23 protein-coding genes and 2 pseudogenes are annotated in these 24,245 nt (G+C 70.4%); 3 read left to right on the forward strand and 22 right to left on the reverse strand.

Annotation, left to right across the window (positions count from 1 at the left end):
- Positions 1–5: 5 nt before the first annotated feature.
- From G5T42_RS00510 to G5T42_RS00530, 5 genes and pseudogenes are all read right to left on the reverse strand, one after another.
- Positions 6–983 (reverse strand): aldo/keto reductase, encoded by a 978-nt coding sequence (locus G5T42_RS00510; RefSeq protein WP_165124004.1) that lies wholly within the window; start codon positions 981–983, stop codon positions 6–8.
- The gene (locus G5T42_RS00515) at positions 980–1,387 is read right to left on the reverse strand and encodes a MerR family transcriptional regulator (RefSeq protein ID WP_165124008.1); all 408 of its coding nucleotides are present in this window, start codon (positions 1,385–1,387) and stop codon (positions 980–982) included. Before G5T42_RS00515 ends, G5T42_RS00510 begins: the two co-directional genes overlap by 4 nt.
- 62 nt (positions 1,388–1,449) lie before the next feature.
- Positions 1,450–2,421 (reverse strand): phosphodiesterase, encoded by a 972-nt coding sequence (locus G5T42_RS00520; RefSeq protein ID WP_165124011.1) that lies wholly within the window; start codon positions 2,419–2,421, stop codon positions 1,450–1,452.
- Between the two features lie 43 nt (positions 2,422–2,464).
- Positions 2,465–2,800, reverse strand: a complete 336-nt coding sequence (locus tag G5T42_RS00525) for a peptidase (RefSeq protein ID WP_165124014.1) — start codon at positions 2,798–2,800, stop codon at positions 2,465–2,467.
- A pseudogene (locus G5T42_RS00530) lies at positions 2,797–4,033 on the reverse strand (inorganic phosphate transporter). The gene G5T42_RS00525 and the pseudogene G5T42_RS00530 overlap by 4 nt, the downstream one beginning before the upstream one ends.
- Before the next feature lie 178 nt (positions 4,034–4,211).
- On the opposite strand from G5T42_RS00530, the gene G5T42_RS00535 reads away from it, so the two are divergent.
- Positions 4,212–6,350, forward strand: a complete 2,139-nt coding sequence (locus G5T42_RS00535; protein WP_206535679.1) for a S9 family peptidase — start codon at positions 4,212–4,214, stop codon at positions 6,348–6,350.
- A gap of 411 nt (positions 6,351–6,761) precedes the next feature.
- Here the strand turns inward: G5T42_RS00535 and G5T42_RS00540 are convergent, their stop codons facing one another.
- The 13 genes and pseudogenes from G5T42_RS00540 to G5T42_RS00600 form a co-directional block, all read right to left on the reverse strand.
- A complete protein-coding gene (locus G5T42_RS00540) occupies positions 6,762–7,553 on the reverse strand; it encodes a hypothetical protein (protein ID WP_165124017.1) in 792 nt (263 codons plus the stop codon).
- Positions 7,554–8,283: 730 nt separating this feature from the next.
- On the reverse strand, positions 8,284–9,312 hold the full coding sequence (locus G5T42_RS00545) for a 6-phosphofructokinase (protein ID WP_165124020.1): 1,029 nt from the start codon (positions 9,310–9,312) through the stop codon (positions 8,284–8,286).
- A gap of 170 nt (positions 9,313–9,482) precedes the next feature.
- Complete coding sequence (locus tag G5T42_RS00550) at positions 9,483–9,680, reverse strand: hypothetical protein (RefSeq protein WP_165124023.1); 198 nt, start codon at positions 9,678–9,680, stop codon at positions 9,483–9,485.
- A 28-nt stretch (positions 9,681–9,708) separates the two neighbouring features.
- Positions 9,709–9,879, reverse strand: a complete 171-nt coding sequence (locus G5T42_RS00555) for a hypothetical protein (RefSeq protein WP_165124026.1) — start codon at positions 9,877–9,879, stop codon at positions 9,709–9,711.
- Positions 9,880–9,988: 109 nt separating this feature from the next.
- Positions 9,989–12,146: pseudogene (locus tag G5T42_RS00560) on the reverse strand (DEAD/DEAH box helicase).
- Between the two features lie 204 nt (positions 12,147–12,350).
- Positions 12,351–12,989: a hypothetical protein gene (locus G5T42_RS00565; RefSeq protein WP_165124028.1), complete on the reverse strand. Its 639-nt coding sequence runs from the start codon at positions 12,987–12,989 to the stop codon at positions 12,351–12,353.
- A 35-nt stretch (positions 12,990–13,024) separates the two neighbouring features.
- Complete coding sequence (locus G5T42_RS00570; RefSeq protein ID WP_165124031.1) at positions 13,025–13,927, reverse strand: glycerophosphodiester phosphodiesterase family protein; 903 nt, start codon at positions 13,925–13,927, stop codon at positions 13,025–13,027.
- A gap of 114 nt (positions 13,928–14,041) precedes the next feature.
- Complete coding sequence (locus G5T42_RS00575; protein WP_165124033.1) at positions 14,042–14,905, reverse strand: aldehyde dehydrogenase family protein; 864 nt, start codon at positions 14,903–14,905, stop codon at positions 14,042–14,044.
- Positions 14,902–16,344, reverse strand: coding sequence for an aldehyde dehydrogenase family protein (locus G5T42_RS00580; RefSeq protein WP_165124035.1), 1,443 nt, complete (start codon positions 16,342–16,344; stop codon positions 14,902–14,904). The genes G5T42_RS00575 and G5T42_RS00580 overlap by 4 nt, the downstream gene beginning before the upstream one ends.
- A gap of 8 nt (positions 16,345–16,352) precedes the next feature.
- Positions 16,353–17,360 carry a deoxyribose-phosphate aldolase gene (gene deoC, locus G5T42_RS00585; protein ID WP_165124038.1) on the reverse strand — a complete coding sequence of 336 codons (1,008 nt, stop codon included), beginning with the start codon at positions 17,358–17,360 and terminating at the stop codon, positions 16,353–16,355.
- Between the two features lie 83 nt (positions 17,361–17,443).
- Positions 17,444–17,818, reverse strand: a complete 375-nt coding sequence (locus tag G5T42_RS00590) for a hypothetical protein (RefSeq protein WP_165124040.1) — start codon at positions 17,816–17,818, stop codon at positions 17,444–17,446.
- A 58-nt stretch (positions 17,819–17,876) separates the two neighbouring features.
- On the reverse strand, positions 17,877–18,842 hold the full coding sequence (locus G5T42_RS00595; RefSeq protein ID WP_165124042.1) for a bifunctional riboflavin kinase/FAD synthetase: 966 nt from the start codon (positions 18,840–18,842) through the stop codon (positions 17,877–17,879).
- Positions 18,839–19,294: a hypothetical protein gene (locus tag G5T42_RS00600; protein WP_165124045.1), complete on the reverse strand. Its 456-nt coding sequence runs from the start codon at positions 19,292–19,294 to the stop codon at positions 18,839–18,841. Before G5T42_RS00600 ends, G5T42_RS00595 begins: the two co-directional genes overlap by 4 nt.
- Positions 19,295–19,487: 193 nt before the next feature.
- Here G5T42_RS00600 and G5T42_RS00605 point away from each other — a divergent pair, with 193 nt between their 5' ends.
- On the forward strand, positions 19,488–20,708 hold the full coding sequence (locus G5T42_RS00605) for a peptidoglycan DD-metalloendopeptidase family protein (RefSeq protein ID WP_165124046.1): 1,221 nt from the start codon (positions 19,488–19,490) through the stop codon (positions 20,706–20,708).
- Between the two features lie 3 nt (positions 20,709–20,711).
- Here the strand turns inward: G5T42_RS00605 and G5T42_RS00610 are convergent, their stop codons facing one another.
- Genes G5T42_RS00610 through G5T42_RS00620 form a run of 3 tightly spaced genes read right to left on the reverse strand, consistent with a single transcriptional unit; the run spans position 20,712 to position 22,662 of the window.
- Complete coding sequence (locus tag G5T42_RS00610; protein WP_165124048.1) at positions 20,712–21,080, reverse strand: hypothetical protein; 369 nt, start codon at positions 21,078–21,080, stop codon at positions 20,712–20,714.
- Complete coding sequence (truB, locus tag G5T42_RS00615) at positions 21,077–21,976, reverse strand: tRNA pseudouridine(55) synthase TruB (protein WP_165124049.1); 900 nt, start codon at positions 21,974–21,976, stop codon at positions 21,077–21,079. Before truB ends, G5T42_RS00610 begins: the two co-directional genes overlap by 4 nt.
- A complete protein-coding gene (locus G5T42_RS00620; RefSeq protein WP_165124050.1) occupies positions 21,976–22,662 on the reverse strand; it encodes a uridine kinase in 687 nt (228 codons plus the stop codon). Before G5T42_RS00620 ends, truB begins: the two co-directional genes overlap by 1 nt.
- Before the next feature lie 83 nt (positions 22,663–22,745).
- Between G5T42_RS00620 and G5T42_RS00625 the strand changes: the two genes are divergently transcribed.
- Complete coding sequence (locus tag G5T42_RS00625) at positions 22,746–23,612, forward strand: A/G-specific adenine glycosylase (protein ID WP_165124052.1); 867 nt, start codon at positions 22,746–22,748, stop codon at positions 23,610–23,612.
- 174 nt (positions 23,613–23,786) lie between these two features.
- Here G5T42_RS00625 and rbfA read toward each other — a convergent pair whose 3' ends face one another.
- On the reverse strand, positions 23,787–24,221 hold the full coding sequence (gene rbfA, locus G5T42_RS00630; RefSeq protein ID WP_165124054.1) for a 30S ribosome-binding factor RbfA: 435 nt from the start codon (positions 24,219–24,221) through the stop codon (positions 23,787–23,789).
- Positions 24,222–24,245: the final 24 nt, after the last annotated feature.

Genomic DNA, 24,245 nt, shown 5'->3' on the forward strand with positions numbered 1-24,245 from the left:
TCCGCTCAGCGGTTGAGCGGAGTCATGTCCGCGTAGCGGTCGCCGGCCGGGGCATCCAGGCTCCCCAGAGTCGCCAGCTGCTCGTCCGACAGCACCACGGCGTCGGCGCCGACGTTCTCCTCCAGGCGCTCGACCCGCCGCGTGCCGGGGATCGGTGCGATGTCGTCACCCTGCGCGAGCAGCCACGCCAGCGCCACCTGCGCGGGCGTGGCACCGACCTCGTCGGCGACCGCCGCCACCTGCTCGACGATCGCCATGTTCGCGTCCAGATTGCCGTCCGCGAACCTCGGGTTGCTGCGCCGGAAGTCGCTCTGGTCGAGCTGGTCGAGCGAGCGGATCGACCCGGTGAGGAACCCGCGTCCGAGGGGCGAGTAGGGCACGAAGCCGATGCCGAGCTCGCGGACCGTCGGGAGGACCTCGGCCTCGGGATCGCGACTCCAGAGGGAGTATTCGGTCTGGATCGCCGTCACGGGGTGGACGGCGTGGGCGCGGCGGATCGTCGCCGGCGCGGCCTCCGAGAGCCCGTAGTGGCGGATCTTCCCCTCCGCGATGAGCTCGGCGAGGGCGCCCACCGTCTCTTCGATGGGCGTGCCCGGATCCATGCGGTGCTGGTAGTAGAGGTCGATGTGGTCGGTGCCCAGCCGCCGGAGCGATCCCTCCACCGAGAGCCGCACGTTCTCGCGACCGCCATCGAGGCCGGGCTGGTCGCCATGCGTGTGCCGGATGGTGCCGAACTTGGTCGCGATGACCACCTCGTCCCGCCGGTCGGCGATCGCACGCCCGAGGAGCTCCTCGTTCACGTACGGACCGTAGATCTCGGCGGTGTCGAGGAAGTTCACGCCCAGTTCGAGGGCGCGGTGGATGGTGCGGATGCCGCCCTCATCGTCCTGCTTCGCGCCGGTGTAGAAGGCGCTGATGCCCATGAGGCCGAGGCCGATCCTTCCGATGACGGGTCCGTCGGTGCCCAGGGTGATGTTCTTCATGCGGATGCTTCTTCCTTCTCGGGGAGCTGTTCGTGAAGCTGCTCGTAGATGGCGATCTTGATGTCGATGGCGGCGAGGCTCGCCCTGATGTCGTCCAGCTGGGCGAGGACCGCGGTGCGGTGGTCGACGAGCAGCTGGTGTCGCTCGGCGACCGTCGAGTCGCCTCGCCGCGCGAGTTCGGTGTACCGGCGGATCGTGGCGATCGGCATCCCGGTCGAGCGCAGCCGAGTGAGGAACTGCACCCAGCCGATGTCAGCCTCGCTGTAACGGCGATGGGTCGACGTCGCGCGGTCGATGGGCTCGAGCATGAGCCCGGCGCGCTCGTAGTAGCGCAGCGAGTGCGTCGAGAGTCCGGTCGCAGCCGCCGCCTCCGAGATCGAGACGCCTTCGTGGAGGAGGGTCATGTGCCCACGGTAGAACTTGGAGCGCGCTCTAAGTCAACCCGGGCCTGGACCGCTTCCTCCGGTCACCGCCCGGGCTTGCGCGAGAAGGCCTCGAGCCGCTCCTCGGGAGTGAGCCGCGACATCCGCTCGACCCACTCCGCCGAGAAGTAGTCGCCCGTGGGCGCATCGAGCACCGGCACGACGGCGTGGGTGATCGTGTCGTCGTACACATGGACGAGATGGAACGACTGTCCGGCATCCATCCCGTTCACGTCGGCCGCCGGGCGAGTGAGGTTCATCGTGTAGCAGGTCGCCGCCGCGACGCTCACGGGGATGCCGGCGAACGTGCCGCTGGTCGAGTAGTGCAGGTGGCCGGCGAGGATCGCCCGCACGTCGGTGCCCGCGATGGCATCGGCGAGCCGCCCCTGGTCGCGGAGCTCCAGGATGTCGAAGAGCGGCACGTGGCTCGGCAGCGGCGGATGGTGCATGGCGAGGATCGTGCCGAGCGGCGCGGGGGTGGAGAGGATGCCTCGCAGCCAGTCGAGCTGCGCCGCGTCGAGGTCGCCGTGATGCCAGCCGGGGACCGATGTGTCGAGCGCGACGAGACGGAGCCCGCCGAGGTCCCACACGCCGGTGACCGGCTCCTCGGTCGCGTCGAGGCCGAGGAGGTCGCGGCGCAGGGCGGGGCGCTCGTCGTGATTGCCCGACACCCACACGAGGGGCGCACCCAGCCGGTCCGCGACGGGATGAACCGCTTCTCTGAGCGCGGCGTAGGCCTCGGGCTCGCCGAGGTCTGTGAGGTCGCCGGTGAAGACCATGGCGTCAGGCCGAAGCCCGAGCCGCTCGACGGCTTCGAGCGTGCGGCCCAAGTTCGCCGCCGTGTCGTAGCGGTCGGCCAGGGGCCGATTGCCCGCGAGGAAGTGCGTGTCGCTCAGGTGCAGGATCGTCCGCCGGGCCTGCGGGTGCTGGCCGAACTGAACGGATGCCGTGGGTTCCACGTGTCCGGTCGGCTCCGGCGGGGTGCCGGCCGCGGCTGCTGGGGTCGTGGGGACCATACGCCCAGCCTACGGCCGGGGTCAGACGGTTCCGCGGAGCCGGTCAGTGGTTGAAGAGGATGAGCAGCAGTCCGCCGAGCACGGCGAGCGCGCACACGGCGAACGAGGCGTAGGCGCACACGAGGGCGAACCGCTTCTGTCCGTCGCTGAGCGGGCTCTTCTTCGCGGCCTTGGCCGCGGCCTTCGCGGCGCGGGCGCGCTGCTTCTCGGTGATGACGGCGATGGCGTCGGTGAACTCCGCCGGAGCGACGACGGGCGCTCGCCCGGCGCGGACGAGCAGGCGAAGTCCGAGCGCGTAGAAGCCGACGACGAGCACCGAGGCGATCATCGCGGCGATGAAGACCTGGACGAACGCGATCCAGTCGATCGTGATGTTCACTTCGGCGCCCCCTTGTCCTGCCGTCCCTGCTCCCGCTCCTGCATGCGCTGCAGTGCCCGCTGCCGGCGCGTGGGCGGCGGATTGCGCTTCACCTTGACGGCGGCGACGGAGTCGGCCACCTCGCTCATCGCGTTGGCGGCGTTGACCTCGTTGCGGCGCGAGCGCAGGAACAGGCCCGCGACGACCGCGAAGGCGAGAACCGCGTCGATCGCGATGCCCCACCCGCCGAGCCAGACGACCAGGAGCGCCGCGAAGGCGCCGACGGCGCCCGACGCGGGGAGCGTGAGGAGCCAGCCCACCACGATGCGGCCGACGGTGCGCCACCGCACCTTCGAACCGCGTCGGCCCAGACCCGAGCCGATGACCGAGCCCGACGCGACCTGCGTCGTGGAGAGGGCGAAGCCGAGGGCGCTCGACGAGAGGATCGTCGCCGCGGTGGATGCCTCGGCCGCGAAGCCCTGCGCCGGCTTGACCTCGGTGAGCCCCTTGCCAAGCGTGCGGATGATCCGCCAACCGCCCGTGTAGGTGCCGAGCGCGATCGTGATGGCGCACGCGAAGATCACCCACGTCTGCGGCTCGGGACTCGTCTGCCAGCCGACGGCGATGAGCAGCAGCGTGATGATGCCCATCGTCTTCTGGGCATCGTTCGTGCCGTGGGCGAGCGCGACGAGAGACGAGGTGAAGATCTGGCCGACCCGGAAGCCGTCGCGCCCGTCGGGCCGCCCGTCGTAGCGCCGCGTGATGACGTAGGCCAGCTTCGTCGCGGCGAAGGCGATGATCCCCGCGGTGAGGGGGGGCGATGATCGCGGGAAGCACGACCTTGGAGAAGACGACGCTGAAGTCGATCGCCATGAAGCCGACGCCGACGATCGTGGCGCCGATGAGTCCGCCGAACAGCGCGTGCGAAGAGCTGGAGGGCAGCCCCAGAAGCCACGTCAGCATGTTCCACGTGATGGCGCCGATGAGCCCCGCGAAGATGATCGCCGGGAACAGGGAGGACGAGATCTGATCCTCGTAGATGATCCCGCCGGAGATCGTCTTGGCGACCTCGGTCGACAGGAACGCGCCCGCGAGGTTGAGGAGTGCGGCCAGGAGCACGGCGACCTTGGGCTTGAGGGCGCCGGTCGCGATCGGCGTCGCCATCGCGTTCGCCGTGTCGTGAAATCCGTTGGTGAAGTCGAAGAACAGTGCCAGTGCGATGACCAGCACCACGAGCAGGGCTGCGGTTTCCACCGTTCGCTTTCCGTAGAGTTGCTTCAGAAGGGTTTGCCGACGCGATCGGCGTGCGAACGAAAAGTTCGGCGGGGTTTCATGCTCCGTTAACCGAGCCAGGAGGTATCCTCGCACATCCTTCGGATATCGGATAACCCTGCCGCGACCCCTCCGGATGCGCCTCGGATAGCGTGGTGACGTGACTGTTCAGGACACGCCCGGCGCGGCATCCATCCCCCCTTCGACTCCCCCCGTCGCGGCGCGCAGATCCGTCTCGCGAACCCACCACGGCGACGCGTTCGAGGACCCGTACGAGTGGTTCCGGGCGAAGGAGGATGCCGACGTCATCGAGCACCTCGAGGCTGAGAACGCCTACACCGAAGCGCGCACGGCGCACCTGGCGGGGCTTCGCGAGCGCATCTTCGATGAGATCAAGAGCCGCACCCTCGAGACAGACCTGTCGGTGCCGAGCCGCCACGGCGACTGGTGGTACTACGGGCGCACGGTCGAGGGCAAGCAGTACGGCATCCAGTGCCGGGCGCCGCTGGCTTCGGCCGAGGATTGGACCCCGCCCGAGCTCTCCCCCGACACCGAGGTGCCCGGCGAGCAGATCCTCCTCGACGGCAACATCGAGGCGGAGGGGCACGAGTTCTTCTCGCTGGGGAGCTTCGAGGTCTCGAACGACGGCCGTCTCATGCTGTACGGCGTCGATGTCGCCGGCGACGAGCGCTACACGATCCGCGTGCGCGATCTCGTGACGGGCGAGCAGCTGCCCGATGTCATCGAGGGCACCTTCGCGGGAGCCGGCTTCTCCCCCGACGGACGCTTCATCGTCTACTCGACCGTCGACGATGCGTGGCGCCCCGACACCGTGTGGCTGCACGAGCTCGGCACGCCCGTGGCCGATGACGCCAAGCTCTTCCACGAGCCCGACGAGCGGTATTGGGTCGGCGCCGGCTTCACGCGCAGCGATCGCTACCTCGTGATCGGGCTCGGCTCGTCGATCACCTCTGAGGAGTGGATCCTGGACGCCGACGACCTGCGCGGTGAGCCGCGCGTCGTGTGGCCGCGGCGCGAGGGCGTCGAGTACGAGGTGCACGACGCCGTCGTCGACGGCGAGGGCGTCTTCTACGTCGTCCACAACGACGGAGCCCTCGACTTCGAAGTCGTGCGGGTCGCGGCATCCGATCCGGCCGGTGCTCGCGAGGTCGTCGTCCCGCACGAACCGGGCCGGCGGATCCTCGGCATGTCGACCTTCCGCGACTGGGGCGTCGTCGCCTACCGACGCGGGGGCCTCGCGCGCCTCGGCCTGCTCGACTACGCCCGCGGCTCGGTCACCGAGCTCGAGTTCGACGAGCCGCTCTACGCCGTCGGCGGCGGCGGCAACCCCGAGTGGGCTCCTCCCCTGCTGCGCATCGGCTATGGGTCGTTCACGACGCCGAGCACGGTGTACGACTACGAGATCGCGACGGGTGAGCTGCTGCTGCGCAAGCGCCAGCCGGTCCTCGGCGGCTACGAGCCCTCCGACTACGGACAGGAGCGCGTCTGGGCGACCGCGCAGGACGGGACCCAGATCCCGATCTCGCTCGTCTGGAAGCGCTCGTTCGGCGACCCCGGCTCCGCGCCCCGGCCGGTCCACCTCTACGGCTACGGGTCGTACGAGCACTCGATCGAGCCCGGCCTCTCGGTGCCGCGTCTGTCCGAGCTCGACCGCGGCGTCGTCTTCGCCGTCGCGCACGTCCGCGGCGGGGGCGAGATGGGACGCCAGTGGTACGAGGACGGCAAGCTCCTCCACAAGCGCAACACCTTCACCGACTTCGTCGACTGCGCCCGGCACCTCGTCGATAACGACTACACGTCGCCGTCGCAGCTCGTCGCGGAGGGCGGCTCGGCGGGCGGCCTGCTCATGGGCGCCGTCGCGAACCTCGCGCCGGAGCTGTTCGCCGGCATCCTGGCGGACGTGCCGTTCGTCGACGCCCTCACGACGATCCTCGACCCCTCGCTGCCGCTCACGGTGATCGAGTGGGACGAATGGGGCGACCCGCTCCACGACGCGGACGTCTACGCCTACATGAAGTCGTACTCGCCGTACGAGAACGTGCGGACGGATGCCTCGTACCCGAGGATCCTCGCCGTCACGTCGCTCAACGACACGCGGGTGCTGTACGTCGAGCCCGCGAAGTGGGTCGCGCGGCTGCGCGAGGTCGGTGCCGACGCGCTGCTCAAGTGCGAGATGGTCGCCGGCCACGGCGGCGTCTCGGGCCGCTACAACGCGTGGCGCGAGCGTGCGTTCGAGCTGGCCTGGCTCCTCGACGTCCTGGGCCTCGCCGACGCCTGAGTTTGCCGCCTCCGGCGGTTGACGCATCCTCCCCCCACTTGCATGTCCCGAAGTTGGTCGCTCCGGCGGCGCGAAAGCGGCCAACTTCGGGACATAACCTCGTCGGCGGTGCGGCGTCGGCAGAGGCATCCCGCCCCCGAACTTCATGTCCCGAAAATGGCCGGGCCGGCGGCGCGGAAGCGGCCAGCTTCGGGACATCAAACGATTCGGCGGTGCGGCGTCGGCTGAGACATCCCTCCCCCACGCGCATGTCCCGAGATTGGCCGCGCCGGCGGCGCGGAAGCGGCCAGCTTCGGGACATCAAACTGTTCGGCGGTGCGGCGTTGGCTGAGACATCCCTCCCCCGCCTGCATGTCCCGAAATGGCCGCGCCGGCGGCGCGGAAGCGGCCGACTTCGGGACATCAAACTGTTCAACGGTCGCGCGTCGGTGACCAGCCGGCGCGGAGCAGGGCGGCCCGCACCTTCTGAACGGCTATGCCGCCGCCGCCGCGCATGTGATGCTTCATGATGCGGACGTGATCCCAGCCCTCGGCGCGGATGGCGTCCCAGCGGTCGCCGTCTTTGGCGAACTGGGCGGCATCGTCGGCATGGATGCGGCCGTCATATTCGGGCGCGACCCGCCACCGTGGATAGGCCAGGTCGAGCTCGGCGATCTGCCGACCAGAGGCGTCTCGCAGGATCCACGCCACCTCTGGCTCGGGTAGTCCGGCGCGTACCAGCATCAGGCGCAGTCGGGTTTCCCGGGGTGAGCGCACACCGGTCCGGATGTGCGGAACGGCGCGGCTGAGCAGCCTCCCGGGCACGTCGCCCATGACCGCGATCTCCTCCCGGAGCTGGTCGACCGTCGCGAGAGGCGACTCGCCCGCGACGAGGAAGTCGGCAGCGGCGATGAGGTCCTCGAGCCTCCAGAGGCAGCCGGCCTGACGCCACGCTCTGACCGGGTGCTCGACGGGAAGACCGGCGGGCCCCAACCCGACTTCCGCCTCGCGGAGCTGAAGCCGATGCCCGACCACCCCTTCCGTGCGTGGTTCGCGCGCGGGGCGGTGTGCCGATACGTGGAGGCGAACTCGATACGGCCACTCGGGCAGAGGCGCGCCGAGTAGGCCGAGCGCTGTGTCGTGGCTGAAGAACTGCCACGGCTTCAGGCGCGGCGCGTACTCGAGGCAGCGCTCGAGGAGATCCTCGGCTGCCGGCTCGGTCACCGCCGCTCGAAGGCCGTGGAACGGTGCGCGGAGGTCTGATCGGCGCAACCGGCTCCGGGAGACGCCGAGAGCAAGTGCTGAAGGAACGCTGAAGACGGAGGGAAGTTCCGCAGGAAGTAGAACAGGATGACGCACCCGGCCACTCTGTCTTCGCCCCTCGGGCTCACCCGGGCGTTCGGGCATCGATGGTGCGATCCGCGTCGGCCCCACGCTGTGTGGAGGAGGCCCCGGCTCACCGTTTGGTGTCCCGAAGTTGGTCGCTTCGGCGGCGCTATAGCGGCCAATTTCGGGACATGCAGGAGAGGAGCGAGGAGCAGAGGCCTAGCTCAGCGTTTGATGTCCCGAAGTTGGCCGGCTCGGCGGCGGTATAGCGGCCAATTTCGGGACATGCAGGAGAAGAGCGGGGACGGTGGATGCCTCGCCCGGCGGGCGACGCCAGCGCATGACGCCAGGGCGGGGCTCCGCGTTTGGTGTCCCGAAGTTGGCCGTATTGGCGACGCCAGAATGGCCAACTTGGGGACATGCCCGAGAGGAGCGAGGAGCAGAGGCCCCGGCTCAGCGTTTGATGTCCCGATGCTGGCCGCTTCGGCGGCGCCGGAGCGACCAACTTCGGGACATGCCGAGGAGAAGGGACGGTGGATGGCTCGGCGACGGCACCGAGCGCGCAGCCGGGGGCCCGGGCGCGGCCGGGGCGCCGGCGGCGCAGCGCCGGCCCGGCCGGCCGGCCGGGTCAGCCGAAGAGGGCGGCGGCCTCGTCGTAGCGGTACTGGGGGACGCTGTTGAGCTCCCCGAGCGCGTCGGCGAAGGGAACCCGCACGATGTCGGTGCCGCGGAGCGCGACCATCTGTCCCCACGAGCCGTCCATGACCGCGTCGGCCGTGTGCAGGCCGAGGCGGGTCGCGAGGACCCGGTCGAACGCAGACGGCGATCCGCCGCGCTGGATGTGTCCGAGCACGGTGGCCCGCGTCTCGATGCCGGTGCGTCGCTCGATCTCGGGCGCGAGCACCTCGCTGATGCCGCCCAGGCGCGGGCGGTTGAAGGCGTCGAGGCCCTTGTCGCTGTAGGCCTCGTCCATGCCCGTCATGGTGAAGCCCTCGGACACGACGACGAGCGGCGCCCGGCCGCGGTCGTGCGCCTTGGTGACCTGGTCGACGATCTCATCGATCGACAGAGGCACCTCGGGGATGCAGATGACGTGGGCTCCCGCGGCGATGCCGGCGTGCAGCGCGATCCAGCCCACGTGCCGGCCCATGACCTCGGCGACCATGCAGCGCTGGTGGGAATCGCCGGTCGTGCGGAGCCGGTCCATCGCATCGGTCGCGATGTTCACGGCGGTATCGAAGCCGAACGAGTAGTCCGTCGCGCGAAGGTCGTTGTCGATGGTCTTCGGGACGCCGAGGACGTTGATGCCGTCCTTCGAGAGGCGCTCCGCCGCCGCCAGGGTGCCCTCGCCGCCGATCGCGATGATGCCGTCGATCCGGTGCCCGTAGAGGGTCTTCGAGATGTTGTCGGCTCCGCCGCGCGGACCCTCGTAGGGATTGGTGCGCGAGGTCCCCAGGATCGTGCCGCCGACCTTCGACAGGCCCTTCACCTCGTGCCGCGTGAGCGGGAAGAAGTCGCCGTCGACGACCCCGCGCCATCCGTCGCGGATGCCGACGAACTCGAGGTCGTAGGTCGTGGTCCCCTTCAGCACGACGCCGCGGATGACCGCATTCAGTCCCGGGCAGTCGCCGCCGCTCGTGAGGATGCCGATCTTCATGTGTGGTCCTTAGGTCGGGTGACGAATCGGCGCCGTTGCCGCCTCCGACACTATCGCCGGATGCCTCCGGCCTGCCACACGGCCCCCTCGGCCCCGCCCCACCCCGCGGTGGACCACCACACGAAGCGGACGGCGAGCCCCGGCATCCGGGGCTCGCCATCGGTCATCGGTCAGGGCCGGTCGTCGACCTCGCCCTTCGTCCCCTCGCGCGCCGCCCGCTCGTCGGCGTCGGCGCTGTCGACGGCGTTGTCGTCGATGTCCTGGTCGAGGGGACCCTCCTCTGTGAGACCGTCGTCCTCGGCGTTGCCGATGGCGGCGGCGCCCAGGGGGATGACAGTGCGTTCCGGATTGCTTCCGGGAATGGTCATCATTCACTCCTCGCTGTTTGCGGTGAGGCTAGGGTCGGTCGTCGACCTCGCCCTTCGTCCCCTCGCGCGCGGCGCGCTCGTCGGCGTCGGCGCTGTCGACGGCGTTGTCGTCGACATCCTGGTCGAGGGGCTGCTCGTCGTCGTCGCGGATCGCGCCGAACGGCTTGGCGTCGCGTTCCAGGTTGCTTGGATCGGTCATGATCGGCTCCTCTCACTCTGATCGCGACGATAGGACGCCGCCCGGACACGACGAAGGGGCTTGCCGAGGCATCCGCCCCGTGCAAGCCCCTTCGATCGGGCGTTGCGCCTCAGTCGCCGCCGAGCGCCTGGCGCAGCAGGTGCATGAGCGCCGAGAGCTGCACCGAGTCGCTCGACTGCGGGTCGACGGCCTCGCCGTCGAGCGCGCGGGCTGCAAGCCCCTGCTTGGAGTCGATGAGCTCGGCGATCTTCGTGTCGATCGTGTGCGCGGCGATGATGCGCCACGCCGTGACCGGCTCGTCCTGCCCGATGCGGTGGACGCGGTCGATCGCCTGCGTCTGCTCGGCCGCCGTCCACGACAGCTCGGCGAGGACGACGTTCGACGACGCCTGCATGTTCACGCCGACGCCGGCCGCCGTGAGCGAGCAGACGGCGATGCCGACCGAAGGGTCGTTGTTGAACGCGTCGATCGCCGCCTGGCGTGCCGTCGTCGCCTGGTCGCCGCGAAGCGACACGGTCTTGATGCCCGCCGCGGCGAAGTGCGCCTCGGCCTGGTCCATGACGTCGATGTGCTTGGCGAAGAACACGACCTTGTCGACCGAGCGCTGGAGCTGCACGGCGTAGTCCGCCGCGAGCTGGGCCTTCGCCTGGCCGATCTTGCGGACCATCGTGAAGACGTTCTCGGCGCCGGTTCCGGCGGCCTTCGACTCCTCGAGCTCGTTGTGCGCGACGAGGCGGACGATGTCGTCGTCGATCTCGCCGGGCGCGAGGCCGCGATCGCCGCGGGCGTCGATGATCCGGCGGTACTTCGCCGCGAGGCGCTCGCCCAACTCGCGCTCGGCCTGGCGGATCGAACGGCCGAATTCGTCGTCGAGCTCGACCGGAAGGTCGGCGATGAGCTTGTCGGGCAGGTCGGCCGCGACATCCTTCTTCTTGCGGCGGACGATACCCATCGAGATGACGGCGTCGCGCGCCTCGGGATAGAAGGCCTTGTCGGCGGGCGTCAGGCCGGTCTCGTCGAGCTTCTCCATGAGCGCCGGACCGGGCTTCTCGCCGTTCGTCCAGCCGAGGAAGCGCCAGATCGCGTCGAAGTCCTCGACGTCGTTGATGAGCGGCGTACCCGTCAGGGCGAGCAGAAGCGGGTTGCGCACCTGCTCGCGGATGCGGGCGGCCAGGGCGAGGACGTTCTGCGAGCGCTGCGACGTGAGGTTCTTGATGAAGTGCGCCTCGTCGACGACCATGCCCTTCAGGCCGATCGTCGAGAGCCACGAAAGGTGCCGGTCGAGGATCTCGTAGTTGACGATGAAGACGTCCGCGAACGCGTCGATGTTCTCGCCGTCGCCGTGGATGACCGTCGCGCGTCGCTGCGGCGTCCACCGCTCGACCTCGCGTGCCCAGTTCATCTTCACGACGTTGGGGACGACCGCCAGCAGCGGGTACGCGCCGGCGACGGATGCCGCGAGCACCGACTCCGCCGTCTTGCCCAGGCCAGGCTCATCGGCCAGGAGGAAAGTGCGGTGCCCGTCGCGGACGGCCTCGAGGAACCGCGACTGGTGGGGCATGACCTCGAGCCCCCCTCGGGGAGAGGCGGTCGAACTCGGGGATCTCGGGGAGCTCCATCGTGGCCGAGCCCCCGCCCGCGCCGGTCTCGAACGCCTTGTAGAGGGGGCCCATGAGCTCCCATCCGTCGAGGCGGCGCCGCGGCACCTCCTTCTGCACGCGCATGGTGAGGTCGGGCGCGAGGAACGGGTTCGACTCGAGGCGCGACTCGACCTGCGGCGGGACGACCTGGCGCTCGGCGAGTGCCGCCGGCACGACCGGAGCGGCCGCGGGGGCGGTGTCGGTGATGATGAGCTCGTCGGGCGGGAGCTCGGCCCCCGACTCGAGCAGCCAGTCGCGGCGCATGCGCCGTGCGACGGGCGACGCGGCCTGGTCGACCTCGAGCAGCTGGATGAGGCTCGTGTCGCGGGCGGCGGTCTTCGCGAGGATCGTCGCGACGCCGTCGAGACGCTTGAGCAGCTCGGCCCGCGTGCCGTCGGCGATCGCCGTGTCGGACTTCACGCGGGCGCGCTCCTCGCGGACGAGGAACGCGATGACCTGGAACTTGACCCGGTTGGTCGGGCCCAGCTTGCCGCGCTGGGCCTTGGCCTCGACCTCGCGCACCTTGCGGGCGAGGATCGGGATGATGGGCGCTTCATCGTCGCGGCGCGACGGCGAAGGCTTCCTGCGCCGCGTCGAAGTCTGAGCGGCGGATGCCGTGGGCGGCATGCTCCTCCTGAGCGTAGGGTGCCGGATGCTCCGGCGACGACCGGTCGAGCGACCGGCTGGTCTGCACAGCTCCCGCGGGCGGCGCCGGCGCCGTCACGGACGCGGGATGGGATGAACCGACTCGGCGCCACTGGGACTCGCTTCAGCGAGACGCGGCGTCGGAGTCGGGATCCCCGCGCAACAGTCTAGCGCGACGTGGGCCGCTCATCCCCACAGGGTTGCGACGATGTCTTCCGTGTATCCCTCGGGGGCGAAATTGATCCACGCCGTCGAGACCCATCCGTTGCCGCGCAGGAAGTGGGTCTCGCCGAAGGTGACCTCTTTGTCGTCGAGGTTGATCGTCTTCTGCTCGATCCGGCAGATGGTGCCGCCCATCGCGTCTTCGCATCCGAATCCCGAGGTGTTGAGCGCCGACAGGACCGCGGCGGACTGGGCCGGGTCGACCGTGGAGACGTTCGTGGCGAGCCCGTACTCACTCGGAGTGCCCCACGAGCAGCGGAGGGTCGGGATGCCTGAGGTCAGCGTCTCGAGCAGCTCCGCGTTCTGCGTCGAGTGCATCGTCACGTCGGGGTGGTTGAGCGGCGGATTCGCCGCGTTGAGCGAGGCCAGCATCGATGCCGAGTAGATCTGCTCGCACGACGCGGGAAGCTCGATGTCGGCATCCGCACCCGCCGTCGCGGTCGCACTCGGGGTCGCGGACGGAGTGGAGGAGGGCGAGGCCACCGGAGAGGAGGCGGTCGCCGAGGGGGACGGCGCAGTCGGCTCGGGAGCGCACGCGGTGAGCGTCGTGAGAGCGAGGGCGACCGCTGCGAGGGCGGCGGCGGATGAGCGGAATCGGATCACGGAACGGTCCTCTCGGTCTGCCGGTGTGCTCGACCCTACCGATCGGTGCGCGCGATGTCGGCCTGCCACTCCCGGAGCCGCACCGGTTCGTCGGTCACGATGCCGTCGACGCCGACGTCCATCGTCTCCGCCCAGTCGACGTCGTCGTTCACGGTGTAGACGACGACGCGGAGCCCAAGCTCGTGCAGTTCGTCGACGACCTCGGGACGGCGTGCGACGGCCGCCCAGTCGACGACGACACCCCTCGCATCGGCGCCCGAGACCACCTGCTCGATGTCACGCGGCAGGCGCTTGAGGATGAGGAGTCGGAAGGCGAGGCTCGACGCTTCACTGGTCGACAGGAGGGTGCCGGGGTGGAAGCTCGCGAGCGCGACCCGTCGCTCGAGGCCGTGGGCCTGCAGCGCGGCGATGAGAGCGGCGCCGGCCTCGACATCCCACTCCCCCTTCAACTCGATGACGGCCCGGCCGTGCGACGCGGAGAGCACCGTGAGGAACTCCTCGAGGGTCGGCACGCGCGTTCCGGCGTGCGCGGCGCCGAACCACGAGCCCGCATCCAGCGCCTCCACCTGCGCGAGCGTCAGGTCGGCGAGGCGCCCGGTGCCGTCCGTCGTGCGGTCCACGGTCGCATCGTGCAGGAGGACGGGCACGCGGTCGGCGGTGAGCCGCACATCGACCTCGACCCACTCGAAGCCCGCCTCGAGCGCCGCCTCGACGGCGGGAATGGTGTTCTCGGGCGCCAGCGCTCCCCCGCCGCGGTGGCTCACGACGAACGCGGGCTCCTCCGACACGCGTGCGTCGCCGAGGAGCTCGGTCGCGCTCACCCGCGCCGGCGAGGCGCCGAGGAAGGCGATGACGATACTCGCGAGGGCGAGCACACAGATCGTCACGAGGGCGTGCATCCGATCGCGGGCGTCGTCGGATGCCGGCGAGGTGGGCATCGGGCATGTCCTCCGGCGGGGTCACGTCGTCTTCGACGTGCCGACCACACTACATGCGCCGTTACCGTTCCGTTACCTTTTCGGCCGTGTCGCGCCGGTCCCCGGACCGTGGAGTCAGACGAGCGACTTCGTGTGCCACACGGTCTTCGTCTCGGTGAACGCCGCGATCCGCTGCAGGCTCGGGGCCGCAGCATCCGTCCCCTGCTCCGGCGGGAGCACCCGCGTGAGCGTCTCGGCCGCCGCGACCTGCAGGTCGATCCAGTCGAGGTCGCCGGCGCCGACGAGGTCGAGTCCTTGCACGTCCGGGTGGGAAGCGAGCCATGGCGCGAGCTCGGCGGGCGATCCCGTCAGGACGTTGACGACGCCACCGGGGACGTCGGAGGTCGCCAGTACCTCAGCGAGGCTGATGGCGGAGAGGGGGTAGCGCTGGGAGGCCACCGCGACGACCGAGTTGCCCGACACGAGGGCGGGGGCGATGGCCGAGACGATCCCCACGAGCGCCGTGTCCTGCGGCGCGATGACGCCGACGACGCCAGTCGGCTCGGGCACCGAGATGTTGAAGTACGGACCCGCGACGGGGTTTCCGTTGCCCGCCACCTGAGCGAACTTGTCGCACCAGCCCGCGTACCAGACCCAGCGATCGATCGACTCGTCGACCTCGGCCTCGGCGGCCGAGCGCGATGCCCCGGTCTGCGCCGTGATCTCATCGGCGAACTGGGCACGGCGCCCCTCGAGGATCTCGGCGACCCGGTAGAGCACCTGGCCGCGGTTGTACGCCGTCGCACCCGACCAGCCCTTGACGGCTCCCCGAGCCGCGACGACGGCATCGCGCGCATCCTTGCGGGACGCGAGCGCGGCGTTGGCGAGGAACTCGCCGCGGGGCGAGAGCACTTCGTAGGTGCGCCCCGATTCGCTGCGCGGGAAGGCTCCGCCGACGTAGAGCTTGTACGTCTTGGGAACGGTCAGCCGCTTGCTCATGCGCGGCCCCCCTTCAGGTAGGCGAGGAGGCCGTGCCGGCCGCCCTCGCGGCCGTAGCCGGACTCCTTGTAGCCGCCGAAGGGCGACGACGGGTCGAAGCGGTTGAAGGTGTTGGCCCAGACGACGCCGGCGCGCAGGCGGTCGGCGACCGCGAGGATGCGCGATCCCTTATCCGACCAGATGCCCGCCGAGAGGCCGTAGGGGGTGTTGTTGGCCTTCTCGATCGCCTCGGCCGGCGTGCGGAAGGTGAGGACCGACAGGACGGGCCCGAAGATCTCGTCACGGGCGATCCGGTGGGATGCCTGGACGTTGGTGAAGATCGTCGGGGCGAACCAGAAGCCGCTGTCGGGGATGACGCAATCGGCGCTCCAGCGCTCGGCGCCCTCTTCCTCGCCGATGCGACTGAGCTCGCGGATGCGGTCGAGCTGCTCGCGCGAGTTGATCGCGCCGATGTCGGTGTTCTTGTCGAGCGGATCGCCGAGGCGGAGCGTCGACAGGCGCGTCTTGAGACGGTCGACGACCTCGTCGTGGATCGACTCCTGCACGAGCAGCCGGCTGCCCGCGCAGCACACGTGCCCCTGGTTGAAGAAGATGCCGTTGACGATGCCCTCGACCGCCTGGTCGATCGGGGCATCCTCGAAGACGATGTTGGCGGCCTTGCCGCCCAGCTCGAGTGTGAGCTTCTTATCGGTGCCGGCGACGGCCTTCGCGATCTCGCGTCCGACGGCGGTCGAACCCGTGAAGGCGACTTTGTTGACATCGGGATGCCGCACCACGGCGGCTCCCGTGGCGCCGGCGCCCGTCACGATGTTCACGACACCGGGCGGGAGATCGGCCTGCTGGAGGATCTCGGCGAAGATGAGGGCCGACAGCGGAGTCGTCTCGGCGGGCTTCAGCACGACGGTGTTGCCGGCGGCGAGCGCCGGTGCGACCTTCCACGCGAGCATGAGCAGCGGGAAGTTCCAGGGAATGACCTGGCCCGCGACACCGAGCGCCTTGGGGTCGGCGCCGAGCCCTGCGTAGTCGAGCTTGTCGGCCCACCCGGCGTAGTAGAAGAACCAGGCGGCCACGAGCGGGACGTCGACGTCGCGGCTCTCCTTGATGGGCTTGCCGTTGTCGAGGCTCTCGGCCACGGCGAGCTCACGTGCCCGCTCCTGCACGAGCCGGGCGATCCGGAAGAGGTACTTGCCGCGGTCGCGACCGCTCATCCTCGACCAGGTCTTGTCGTAGGCGCGGCGCGCGGCCGCGACGGCGGCATCGACATCCGCGTCAGTCGCGGCGGCGATCGTCGCGATCTCCTTCTCGTCGGCCGGCGAGATCGTGGTGAACGCCTCGCCCGAACCGGGACGGAAGTCGCCGTCGATGAAGAGGCCGTACTCGTCGCGCAGCTTGAGGATGCTGCGCGACTCGGGCGCGGGTGCGTACTCCAGGAAACTCATCTCAGTCCTCAATCGATCGTCACGTAGTCGGCGCCGGAGTAGTGGCCGCTCTTGAGCTTCTGCCGCTGGAGCAGCACGTCATTGAGCAGGCTGGATGCCCCGTACCGGAAGAGGTGCGGCTGCAGCCACTCCTCGCCCACCGTCTCGGCGACGGTCACGAGGTACTTGATGGCGTCCTTGGAGGTGCGGATGCCGCCGGCGGGCTTGACCCCGATCTTCTCGCCCGTCGCGCGGTGCCAGTCGCGCACGACCTCGAGCATGAGGAGCGTGACGGGCAGTGTGGCGGCGGGCTGCACCTTGCCGGTCGACGTCTTGATGAAGTCGCCGCCTGCGAGGATCGCGAGCCACGAGGCGCGCTTGACGTTGTCGTACGTGTTGAGCTCGCCGGTCTCGAGGATGACCTTGAGCGACGCGTAGGTGCCGTCGTCGCGTCGGCACGCCTGCTTGACGCGCGCGATCTGGTCGAAGACGAGGCCGTACCGCCCGGCGAGGAAGGCGCCGCGATCGATGACCATGTCGATCTCGTCGGCACCGTCGGCGACGGCCGCGGCCGTGTCGGCGAGCTTGATGTCGAGCGAGGCGCGACCACTGGGGAACGCGGTCGCGACGGCGGCGACCGAGACGAGTCCGTCATCGGGGTCGCCGTGCGCCGCGCCGAGCGCCTCGACCGCCGCGGGCACCATGTCGCCGTAGACGCAGACTGCGGCCACGCGCGGGCAGGTGGGGTCGGAGGCATCCGGATTCAGCGCCTTGGCGACCAGCGAGCGCACCTTGCCCGGGGTGTCCGCACCCTCGAGCGTCGTGAGGTCGATGAGCTCGATGATCTTGTCGAGCGCCCACGCCTTCGACGTCGTCTTGATGGAGCGCGTGCCGAGGGCGGTCGCGCGCTGCTCGAGCCCCACGGCGTCGACGCCCGGGAGGCCGTGCAGGTAGCGACGGAGCGTCGTGTCGTCGGGTTCTCCGCCGAGGAGTTCGACGGCGCGCTGCGGAAGCGTCTGCAGCTCGGTGCGGCTCATGGTTTCCTCATTCTCTGCGTCGGGTCGCGCTCTCTGGGTGGGAGCGGCGCTCGCCTTCGGATCTGCTCGCCGCGGTGAGGTCGTCATCCGCTGGGCGGTGTCGCAGCCGCTGTCACCTTCGCCTGGCGCACGAGCACGACGAGTCCGATCGCGACGACGATCACGAACGCGATCGAGAGGCTCGTGAACGCGAACCAGTTCTCGTCCAGCGCGAGCACGATCGCAGCTGCGATCACGGCGATCGCGGCGGCCGCGATCTTCGATCCGAACTTCAAGCCTACCGCCGGGGTGAGCCTGCCGGCGGGCGAGTCGTCGCGGGCGAGGATCAGGTCGGCGAAGGCGTCGAGTGTCGCCAGGAGCGACGCCGAGTAGGCGACGGCGCATCCGAGCGCGCCCCAGAGATTCACCGAGGGAGCCGCCGACGTGTCCGCGGCGGCGAGAAGGGCTGCGGCATCCACGGATCGATCGTAGGGCGGGCCTTGCGCGGGGTCTACGGAGGAGGCGAGGCCCGGGCGATCAGGAGAGGAGCGCCCGGACGCGGCTCACGTCGTCGCCCATCTGCTCGATGAGCGCGTCGACGCCCTGGAAGGCGACCATGCCGCGGACGCGCGCCGTGAACTGCACCTCGACGAGCCGTCCGTACAGGTCGAGATCGCGTTCGTCGAGCACGTAGGCCTCGACCTGACGCGCCGTGACGTCGTCGAACGTGGGGTTGGAACCGACGCTGATCGCGGCCGGATACCGCGTCGAGCGCCGGGGGTCGCCCGGCTCGGCGGTGCCTTCGTCGACCAGCCAGCCCGCGTAGACGCCGTCTGCGGGGACGAAGCCCTCGAGATCGGGCGACAGGTTGGCGGTGGGGTACCCGAGCTCGCGTCCGCGCTTCGCGCCGTGCACGACCTCGCCCCACACCGCGTGCGGCCGGCCGAGGAGCTTGGCCGCAGTCTCGACGTCGCCCGCCGCCAGCAGCTCCCGGATCCAGGTCGACGAGACGCGCCGGTCGCTGTCGAGCGAGCGGACGTCGTCCACGACGTCGACGCGGAAGCCGAGCTCCTCGCCGAGTTCCCGCAGCACGTCGGGGTTGCCGGCGCCGCCGCGACCGAACCGGAAGTCGAGTCCCACGAGCACCGTCCGGGCGCCCAGCGCCGCGACGAGGATGCGCTCGACGAACTCCCGCGGCGTGAGCGACGCGAGCGACTGGTCGAACCGCAGCATGAGGGTCGCGTCGATGCCGGTGCCCGCGAGGAGCTGCACCTTCTGCGTAACGCCGATGAGGTCTTCCGGGCACACCTCCGGCCGCAGCAGGCTCAGCGGGTTGCGGTCGAACGTCACCGCGACGACCTTGGCGCCGCCCGTCGCCGCGTCCACCTTCGCCCGCTCGAGCACGGCGCGATGACCGGCGTGGACGCCGTCGAACTTGCCGATCGCGACGACCGAGGGGCCGAAGCCGGCCGGCACCTCGGCCGGGTCGTGGAAGACGATCATCGCGTCACCGCGGTGGGGGCGGCATCCGTCTTCTCACCGTCTCGGACCGGCGGGTGGGTCAGAAGCCACCAGATGCCGAAGAACGGGAGGACGAGTGGGATGAAGAGGTAGCCGTAGCCGTAGAGCGACCAGACGGTCGGATGCTGGAACAGCTCGGGCAGCAGCAGGCTCAGCGTGCCGATCACGAGCACGCCGACGAGCTCGAAGCCGATCGCGATCCAGGCGACGAGATACCACCGGCGGCTGCCCGCGAAGACGAGGGCGAGCGTCGCGACGATGTAGACGACGGCGGAGAGGGCCGAGAGCGTGTACGCCAGGGGTGCCTGATCGAACTTCTCGACGATCTGGACGAAGGAGCGGCCGGTGGCACCGAGCGCCATGATCGCGTAGACGACGACGAGGACGCGGCCGACGCCCGTCATGCGACGGGTGCGTGTGGTGGGGGAAGACATCGCGCGTCCATTGTATTCGCGTCGGCGTGCGCCCAGCCGCGGGACCCCGGCGGGGCCGCCCCGGCGGCCAGGCCCAAGGCGACACCACGTTCGTCGATGAGACGGTAGATAGCCACGCGATTAAGTGACAGCATGCTGAGCAACGGAACCCGACCGCGATTTCACCGTCCGCCCCTCTCACGAACGGACCACAATGCGATCGATCCGTATTCCGCTGCTCGCCGGGCTGGTGGCAGCGGCTCTCACACTCGGTAGTGTCACCGCCGCCTTCGCCGCCCCGCCCACCGGTGCGGGGGTCGCCTCCACCGCGACGACCCCTCCGCCGACACCGGCACCGACCCCGACGCCGACCCCCACGTCCACGCTCGCTCCGATACCGAAGCCGGCGCCGACTGCCACCCAGGCGCCGACCCCAGCGCCGACCACGGCGCCTGCTCCGGCTCCCGCCCCGACTCCGACCCAGGCGGCGCCCGCGCCGCTCGCACCGGCACCCGCACCCGCACCCGCACCCGCACCGCTGACGATCGCACCGCTGGCGGCGGCGGCCTTCCAACAGCCGATCACGGCGAAGACCTACTACGTGACGTCGTTCTTCGGCCCGCGCTGCATCCCGGTCCAAGGCGCATCGACCTTCCACTACGGAGTCGACCTCGCCGCCGGCGCAGGGACGCCGATCTACAGCATCGCCGACGGTGTCGTGACCGCCACGGTGAGCGGCACGGCCTCGCAAGCCGGCTACATCTCGGTGCGTCACATGATCGAGGGAGTGCAGTACACGTCGGTGTACATGCACATCTGGTCGGCGACGACGCAGGTCGCCGTCGGACAGACCGTCGTGGCGGGACAGCGCATCAGCGAGGTCGGCAGCAGCGGCGTGTCGTCCGGTAACCATCTCCACCTCGAGCTCTGGAAGGCCACCGCGAGCGGGTCGGAGCCGCAGAACGCCGCTACCTTCCTGCAGCCGCGAGGCGTCGACCTGTACGCGTCGGCGATCGCCGTCACAGCGACGCCGGCGCCCGCGACGTGCACCTACTACGCGGTGACCGCCCTCAACTTCCGCACCGGACCGTCCACGACGGCCTCGGTCATCCGGGTGCTTCCACAGGGGACGGCCGTGACGCACGTGCCGGGCACCGTTTCGGCGGGCTTCCTCCCCGTGCGCGTCGGCGCGGAGTCCGGATGGGTCTCCGCGAGCTACGTCTCACCGACCCCTCCACCGCCTCCCCCGGCGACGTACGTCACGACGGCGCCCCTTCGGCTCAGATCCGCGCCGTCCACCACGGCCGCGATACTGCTGGTCATCCCGCAGGGCGCGAACGTCGGACCGATCCTCGCCACGAGCGACGTGTGGCGCAAGGTGACGTACGGGGGCAAGACGGGCTGGGTGCACTCGGCCTACCTCGTTCAGCGCTGAGCGTCAGGCGACCTGGATCGTCCAGATGACCTGCATCCGCCACACCATGACGGCGATCGCGAGGGCCGCGACGCCCATGATGACGGTGCTCCAGCGGCTGCGCTCGACGAGCGCCCAGCCGACCGCGAGCGGTGGCAGGAGGACCGCCGAGACGAGGTAGACCCAGAACTCGAGGAGCGATCCCGTCGGCGGGTTCCCGGCGAGCGGCGAGACGATCGCGACGACGACCTGCACGATGAGCAGCAGTTCGACCAACGCGAGGGATCCCACCGTCCAGTCGCTGGGACGGCGCCCGATGAGCCCCAGGACGAGACACAGGAGACCCGCGATCACCGCGACCGCGACCTCGAAGTAGGTGAACCACAGGATCATGCAGGCCGCTCCTCGGGCATGTTCATGGCGCTCTTGACGTCGGGACCCCGGCGCTCGACGACACCGACCAGCACGCCGTCGGGATCGATCGCCGCCGACAGCGGGCCCTCGAGCCGCGGGGCCGCTCCCCCGAGGCGCTTGCCGTGGCGGAGGTCCCGCGCCTCCTCGGCGCTGACGTCGAACCGGCCGAGCACGACTTCGGCCACGGCTGCGGGCGAGAGCAGCGGGACCCCGGTGAGATCGTCGAGGGATGCCGCGCCCTCCACGTCGAACGGACCGACACGGGTCCGTCGCAGAGCGGTGAGGTGGCCTCCGACGCCGAGCGCCGCGCCGAGGTCGCGAGCCAGGGAGCGGATGTAGGTCCCGCTCGAGCAGTCCACCACGACGTCGAGATCGATGACGCCATCCTCTCGGCGCTCGGCGAGCACCTCGAAGCGACTGATGACGACGTCCCGGGGCGCCAGTTCGACCTCGATGCCTTCGCGCACGAGCGCGTAGGCGCGCTTGCCGTCGACCTTGATCGCGGAGACCCGGCTGGGCACCTGCGAAATCGGACCGCGGAGGGGCTGGATGGCGGCGTGGATGCTGTCGGTGGCGAGGGACGAGGCATCCGTCGCCTGCGTCACCGCGCCGTCCGCGTCGTCGGAGTCGGTCGAGACGCCGAGGCGGATCGTGGCCTCGTATGTCTTGTCCAGCCCGACGACGTAGGTCAGGAGTCGTGTCGCGCCCTCGATCCCGAGGACGAGCAGCCCGGTCGCCATGGGATCGAGCGTGCCAGCGTGCCCGATCTTGCGGGTGCCGAACGCGCGTCGCGCACGGGCGACGACGTCGTGGCTCGTCATCCCCCCGGGCTTGTCGACGAGGAGGATGCCGGGCGCTGCGGTCGCGCCCGGCATCACGTGACGTCCTCGTGCACGCGCCGCGGATGGGCGAGGTCTATGTTGTCGACGATCGCCGACGCCGCGCGGCGCGGGTCGGCGTCGCGCTGGTACAGCTCCTGTCCCTCGCGGTAGCGCGCATTGGCGGGCGCGAGGAAGTCGGGATCGCCGCCGTCCCGTTCAGCCATGCGCCGGTATGCGACGTCGATGGGGACGTCCAGCCACACGGACCAGTCCCAGAGCCCGCGGAGCTCGGGCCGGTGGAGGAAGATGCCGTCGACGATGAGCACGGCGTCGCGCGGCGCCGTGACCCACGAGGAGGCGACCGGCGAGTCCCGCGCGAGGTCGAAGGCCGAGAGCTGGAAGCCGGTCGTCCCCGCCGTCTGGCGGCCGTCCCGGAACGGGTCGATCAGCACTCGGCGGAACGTCGCGTAGTCGTACGAGTCACGGTAGAAGCCCTCGGGAGATGTGCGCCCGCGCCGGTAGCGCTCGGCGCGCGGACGATGGAAGTCGTCGATCGTGGCGCGGAAGACGGCCGACCCGTCCTCGGCGAAGGCCGCCGCCAGTCCGTCCGCGAAGATCGTCTTGCCCGCGCCGTCCCGCCCGTCGACCGCGACGATGACCCGACCGGCCCGGTACTGCCGGCGCACCTCGTCACGCAGTTCCCGCCAGAGCGTCGTGGCGGGCGTCGTGGGCAGGCGCATGCCTCCAGCCTACGGCGGGCGGCGGAGCCGAACGGATGCCGCGACGGCGCGAGGCGGCCTGCGGCCGACCTAGGCTGAACGGCATGCCCGCCCTCGCCGCACCGCTGATCGAGTGGTACCGCGAGAATGCGCGGACCCTGCCGTGGCGGGAGCCCGGCTTCGGCTCGTGGGGCGTGCTCGTCAGCGAGTTCATGCTGCAGCAGACGCCGGTCAACCGCGTCATCCCGCACCTCGAGGCGTGGCTCGAGCGCTGGCCCACGCCGTCCGCTCTCGCGGCGGATGCTCCCGCCGAGGCGGTGCGGCAGTGGGCGAACCTCGGCTATCCGCGAAGGGCGCTCTGGCTCCACCGCGCGGCCGTCGAGATCCGGGATCGGCACGGCGGTGTCGTGCCGAGCGACGTCGACGCCCTTCTGGCGCTGACCGGCATCGGCGACTACACGGCACGGGCTGTGGCGGTCTTCGCCTACGGCGAGAGGCATCCCGTCGTCGACACGAACACCCGGCGGGTGCTGGCCCGGGCGGTCGGCGGGAGGTCGCAGCCGGGCCCGCCGTCACGCCGCGATCTGGCCGCCATGGACGAGATCCTGCCGGACGCTGACGCGGACGCCGCCGTCGTCAACGCGGCGGCGATGGAGCTCGGCGCGACGGTATGCACGGCGCGGGCGCCGCGGTGCGACGCGTGCCCGCTCGCCGACCGGTGCGCGTGGAGGCGGGCCGGCTACCCCGACACGGGCGACACGCGACGCCGGCAGGCGCGGTACGAGGGCAGCGATCGTCAGGCGCGGGGCGCCGTGCTGAAGGTGCTTCGGGATGCCTCGTCCCACGCCGTCGCGCTCGACGACGTCGTGCCGGACTGGCCGGATGCCCGCCAGCGGGATCGCGCGATCGACTCGCTCATCGCCGACGGCCTCGCCGAGGCATCCGACGGACTGCTCCGCCTCCCCCGCTGACGTCGACCGCCGGCCACAACGTCGTGGGCAGCCACAGCGTCGGGGTCAGCCACAACGTCGAGGTCAGCCACAACGTCGAGGTCAGCCACAACGTCGGAGAAAAGCACAGCGTCGGACGCGGAACGCTGTTCCGGTCCGACGCTGTGGTGATCGCCGACGCTGTGGCGACGTGGGTCAGTCCTCGTCGTCGAGTTCGCGCGGCTTGACGTAGGGGTCGGGCTCGCCGGCGTAGTTCGCACCCGCCGCGATGCCCGCGACCTGCTCGTCGCGCTCACGCGCCTCGCGCAGGAGGTCTTCGATGTGCCCGGCGTTCTCGGGGATCGCGTCGGGGATGAACTCGAGCGAGGGTGTGAGGCGCACGTTGAGGTGCTTGCCGACCTCGCTGCGCAGCATCCCGGTCGCGGCCTTGAGGGCCTCCGCCGAAGCGCTGCGCTCCTCTTCAGACCCGAGCACGGTGTAGAACACCGACGCGTGCTGCAGGTCGCCCGTGACGCGCACGTCGGTGATCGTCACGAAGCCGAGCCGCGGGTCGCGCAGACCCCGCTCGAGGCGCTCCGCCAGGATCACGCGGATGCGGTCGCCGAGGCGTGCTTGACGTTCACTGGCCATGAGAGGTTCCTTTCGACAGGTGAG

It is taken from the genome of Microbacterium sp. 4R-513 (genome assembly GCF_011046485.1).
Lineage (GTDB): Bacteria > Actinomycetota > Actinomycetes > Actinomycetales > Microbacteriaceae > Microbacterium.

Excerpts from the sequence above, each read along its gene's own strand:
- G5T42_RS00510 (WP_165124004.1), bottom strand. The coding sequence starts at position 983 with ATGAAGAACATCACCCTGGGCACCGACGGACCCGTCATCGGAAGGATC.
- G5T42_RS00515 (WP_165124008.1), bottom strand. The coding sequence starts at position 1,387 with ATGACCCTCCTCCACGAAGGCGTCTCGATCTCGGAGGCGGCGGCTGCG.
- G5T42_RS00520 (WP_165124011.1), bottom strand. The coding sequence starts at position 2,421 with ATGGTCCCCACGACCCCAGCAGCCGCGGCCGGCACCCCGCCGGAGCCG.
- G5T42_RS00545 (WP_165124020.1), bottom strand. The coding sequence starts at position 9,312 with ATGAAGATCGGCATCCTCACGAGCGGCGGCGACTGCCCGGGACTGAAT.
- G5T42_RS00550 (WP_165124023.1), bottom strand. The coding sequence starts at position 9,680 with ATGACCATTCCCGGAAGCAATCCGGAACGCACTGTCATCCCCCTGGGC.
- G5T42_RS00555 (WP_165124026.1), bottom strand. The coding sequence starts at position 9,879 with ATGACCGATCCAAGCAACCTGGAACGCGACGCCAAGCCGTTCGGCGCG.
- G5T42_RS00570 (WP_165124031.1), bottom strand. The coding sequence starts at position 13,927 with ATGCCCACCTCGCCGGCATCCGACGACGCCCGCGATCGGATGCACGCC.
- G5T42_RS00575 (WP_165124033.1), bottom strand. The coding sequence starts at position 14,905 with ATGAGCAAGCGGCTGACCGTTCCCAAGACGTACAAGCTCTACGTCGGC.
- G5T42_RS00580 (WP_165124035.1), bottom strand. The coding sequence starts at position 16,344 with ATGAGTTTCCTGGAGTACGCACCCGCGCCCGAGTCGCGCAGCATCCTC.
- deoC (WP_165124038.1), bottom strand. The coding sequence starts at position 17,360 with ATGAGCCGCACCGAGCTGCAGACGCTTCCGCAGCGCGCCGTCGAACTC.
- G5T42_RS00595 (WP_165124042.1), bottom strand. The coding sequence starts at position 18,842 with ATGATCGTCTTCCACGACCCGGCCGAGGTGCCGGCCGGCTTCGGCCCC.
- G5T42_RS00600 (WP_165124045.1), bottom strand. The coding sequence starts at position 19,294 with ATGTCTTCCCCCACCACACGCACCCGTCGCATGACGGGCGTCGGCCGC.
- G5T42_RS00605 (WP_165124046.1), top strand. The coding sequence starts at position 19,488 with ATGCGATCGATCCGTATTCCGCTGCTCGCCGGGCTGGTGGCAGCGGCT.
- G5T42_RS00610 (WP_165124048.1), bottom strand. The coding sequence starts at position 21,080 with ATGATCCTGTGGTTCACCTACTTCGAGGTCGCGGTCGCGGTGATCGCG.
- truB (WP_165124049.1), bottom strand. The coding sequence starts at position 21,976 with ATGCCGGGCGCGACCGCAGCGCCCGGCATCCTCCTCGTCGACAAGCCC.
- G5T42_RS00620 (WP_165124050.1), bottom strand. The coding sequence starts at position 22,662 with ATGCGCCTGCCCACGACGCCCGCCACGACGCTCTGGCGGGAACTGCGT.
- G5T42_RS00625 (WP_165124052.1), top strand. The coding sequence starts at position 22,746 with ATGCCCGCCCTCGCCGCACCGCTGATCGAGTGGTACCGCGAGAATGCG.
- rbfA (WP_165124054.1), bottom strand. The coding sequence starts at position 24,221 with ATGGCCAGTGAACGTCAAGCACGCCTCGGCGACCGCATCCGCGTGATC.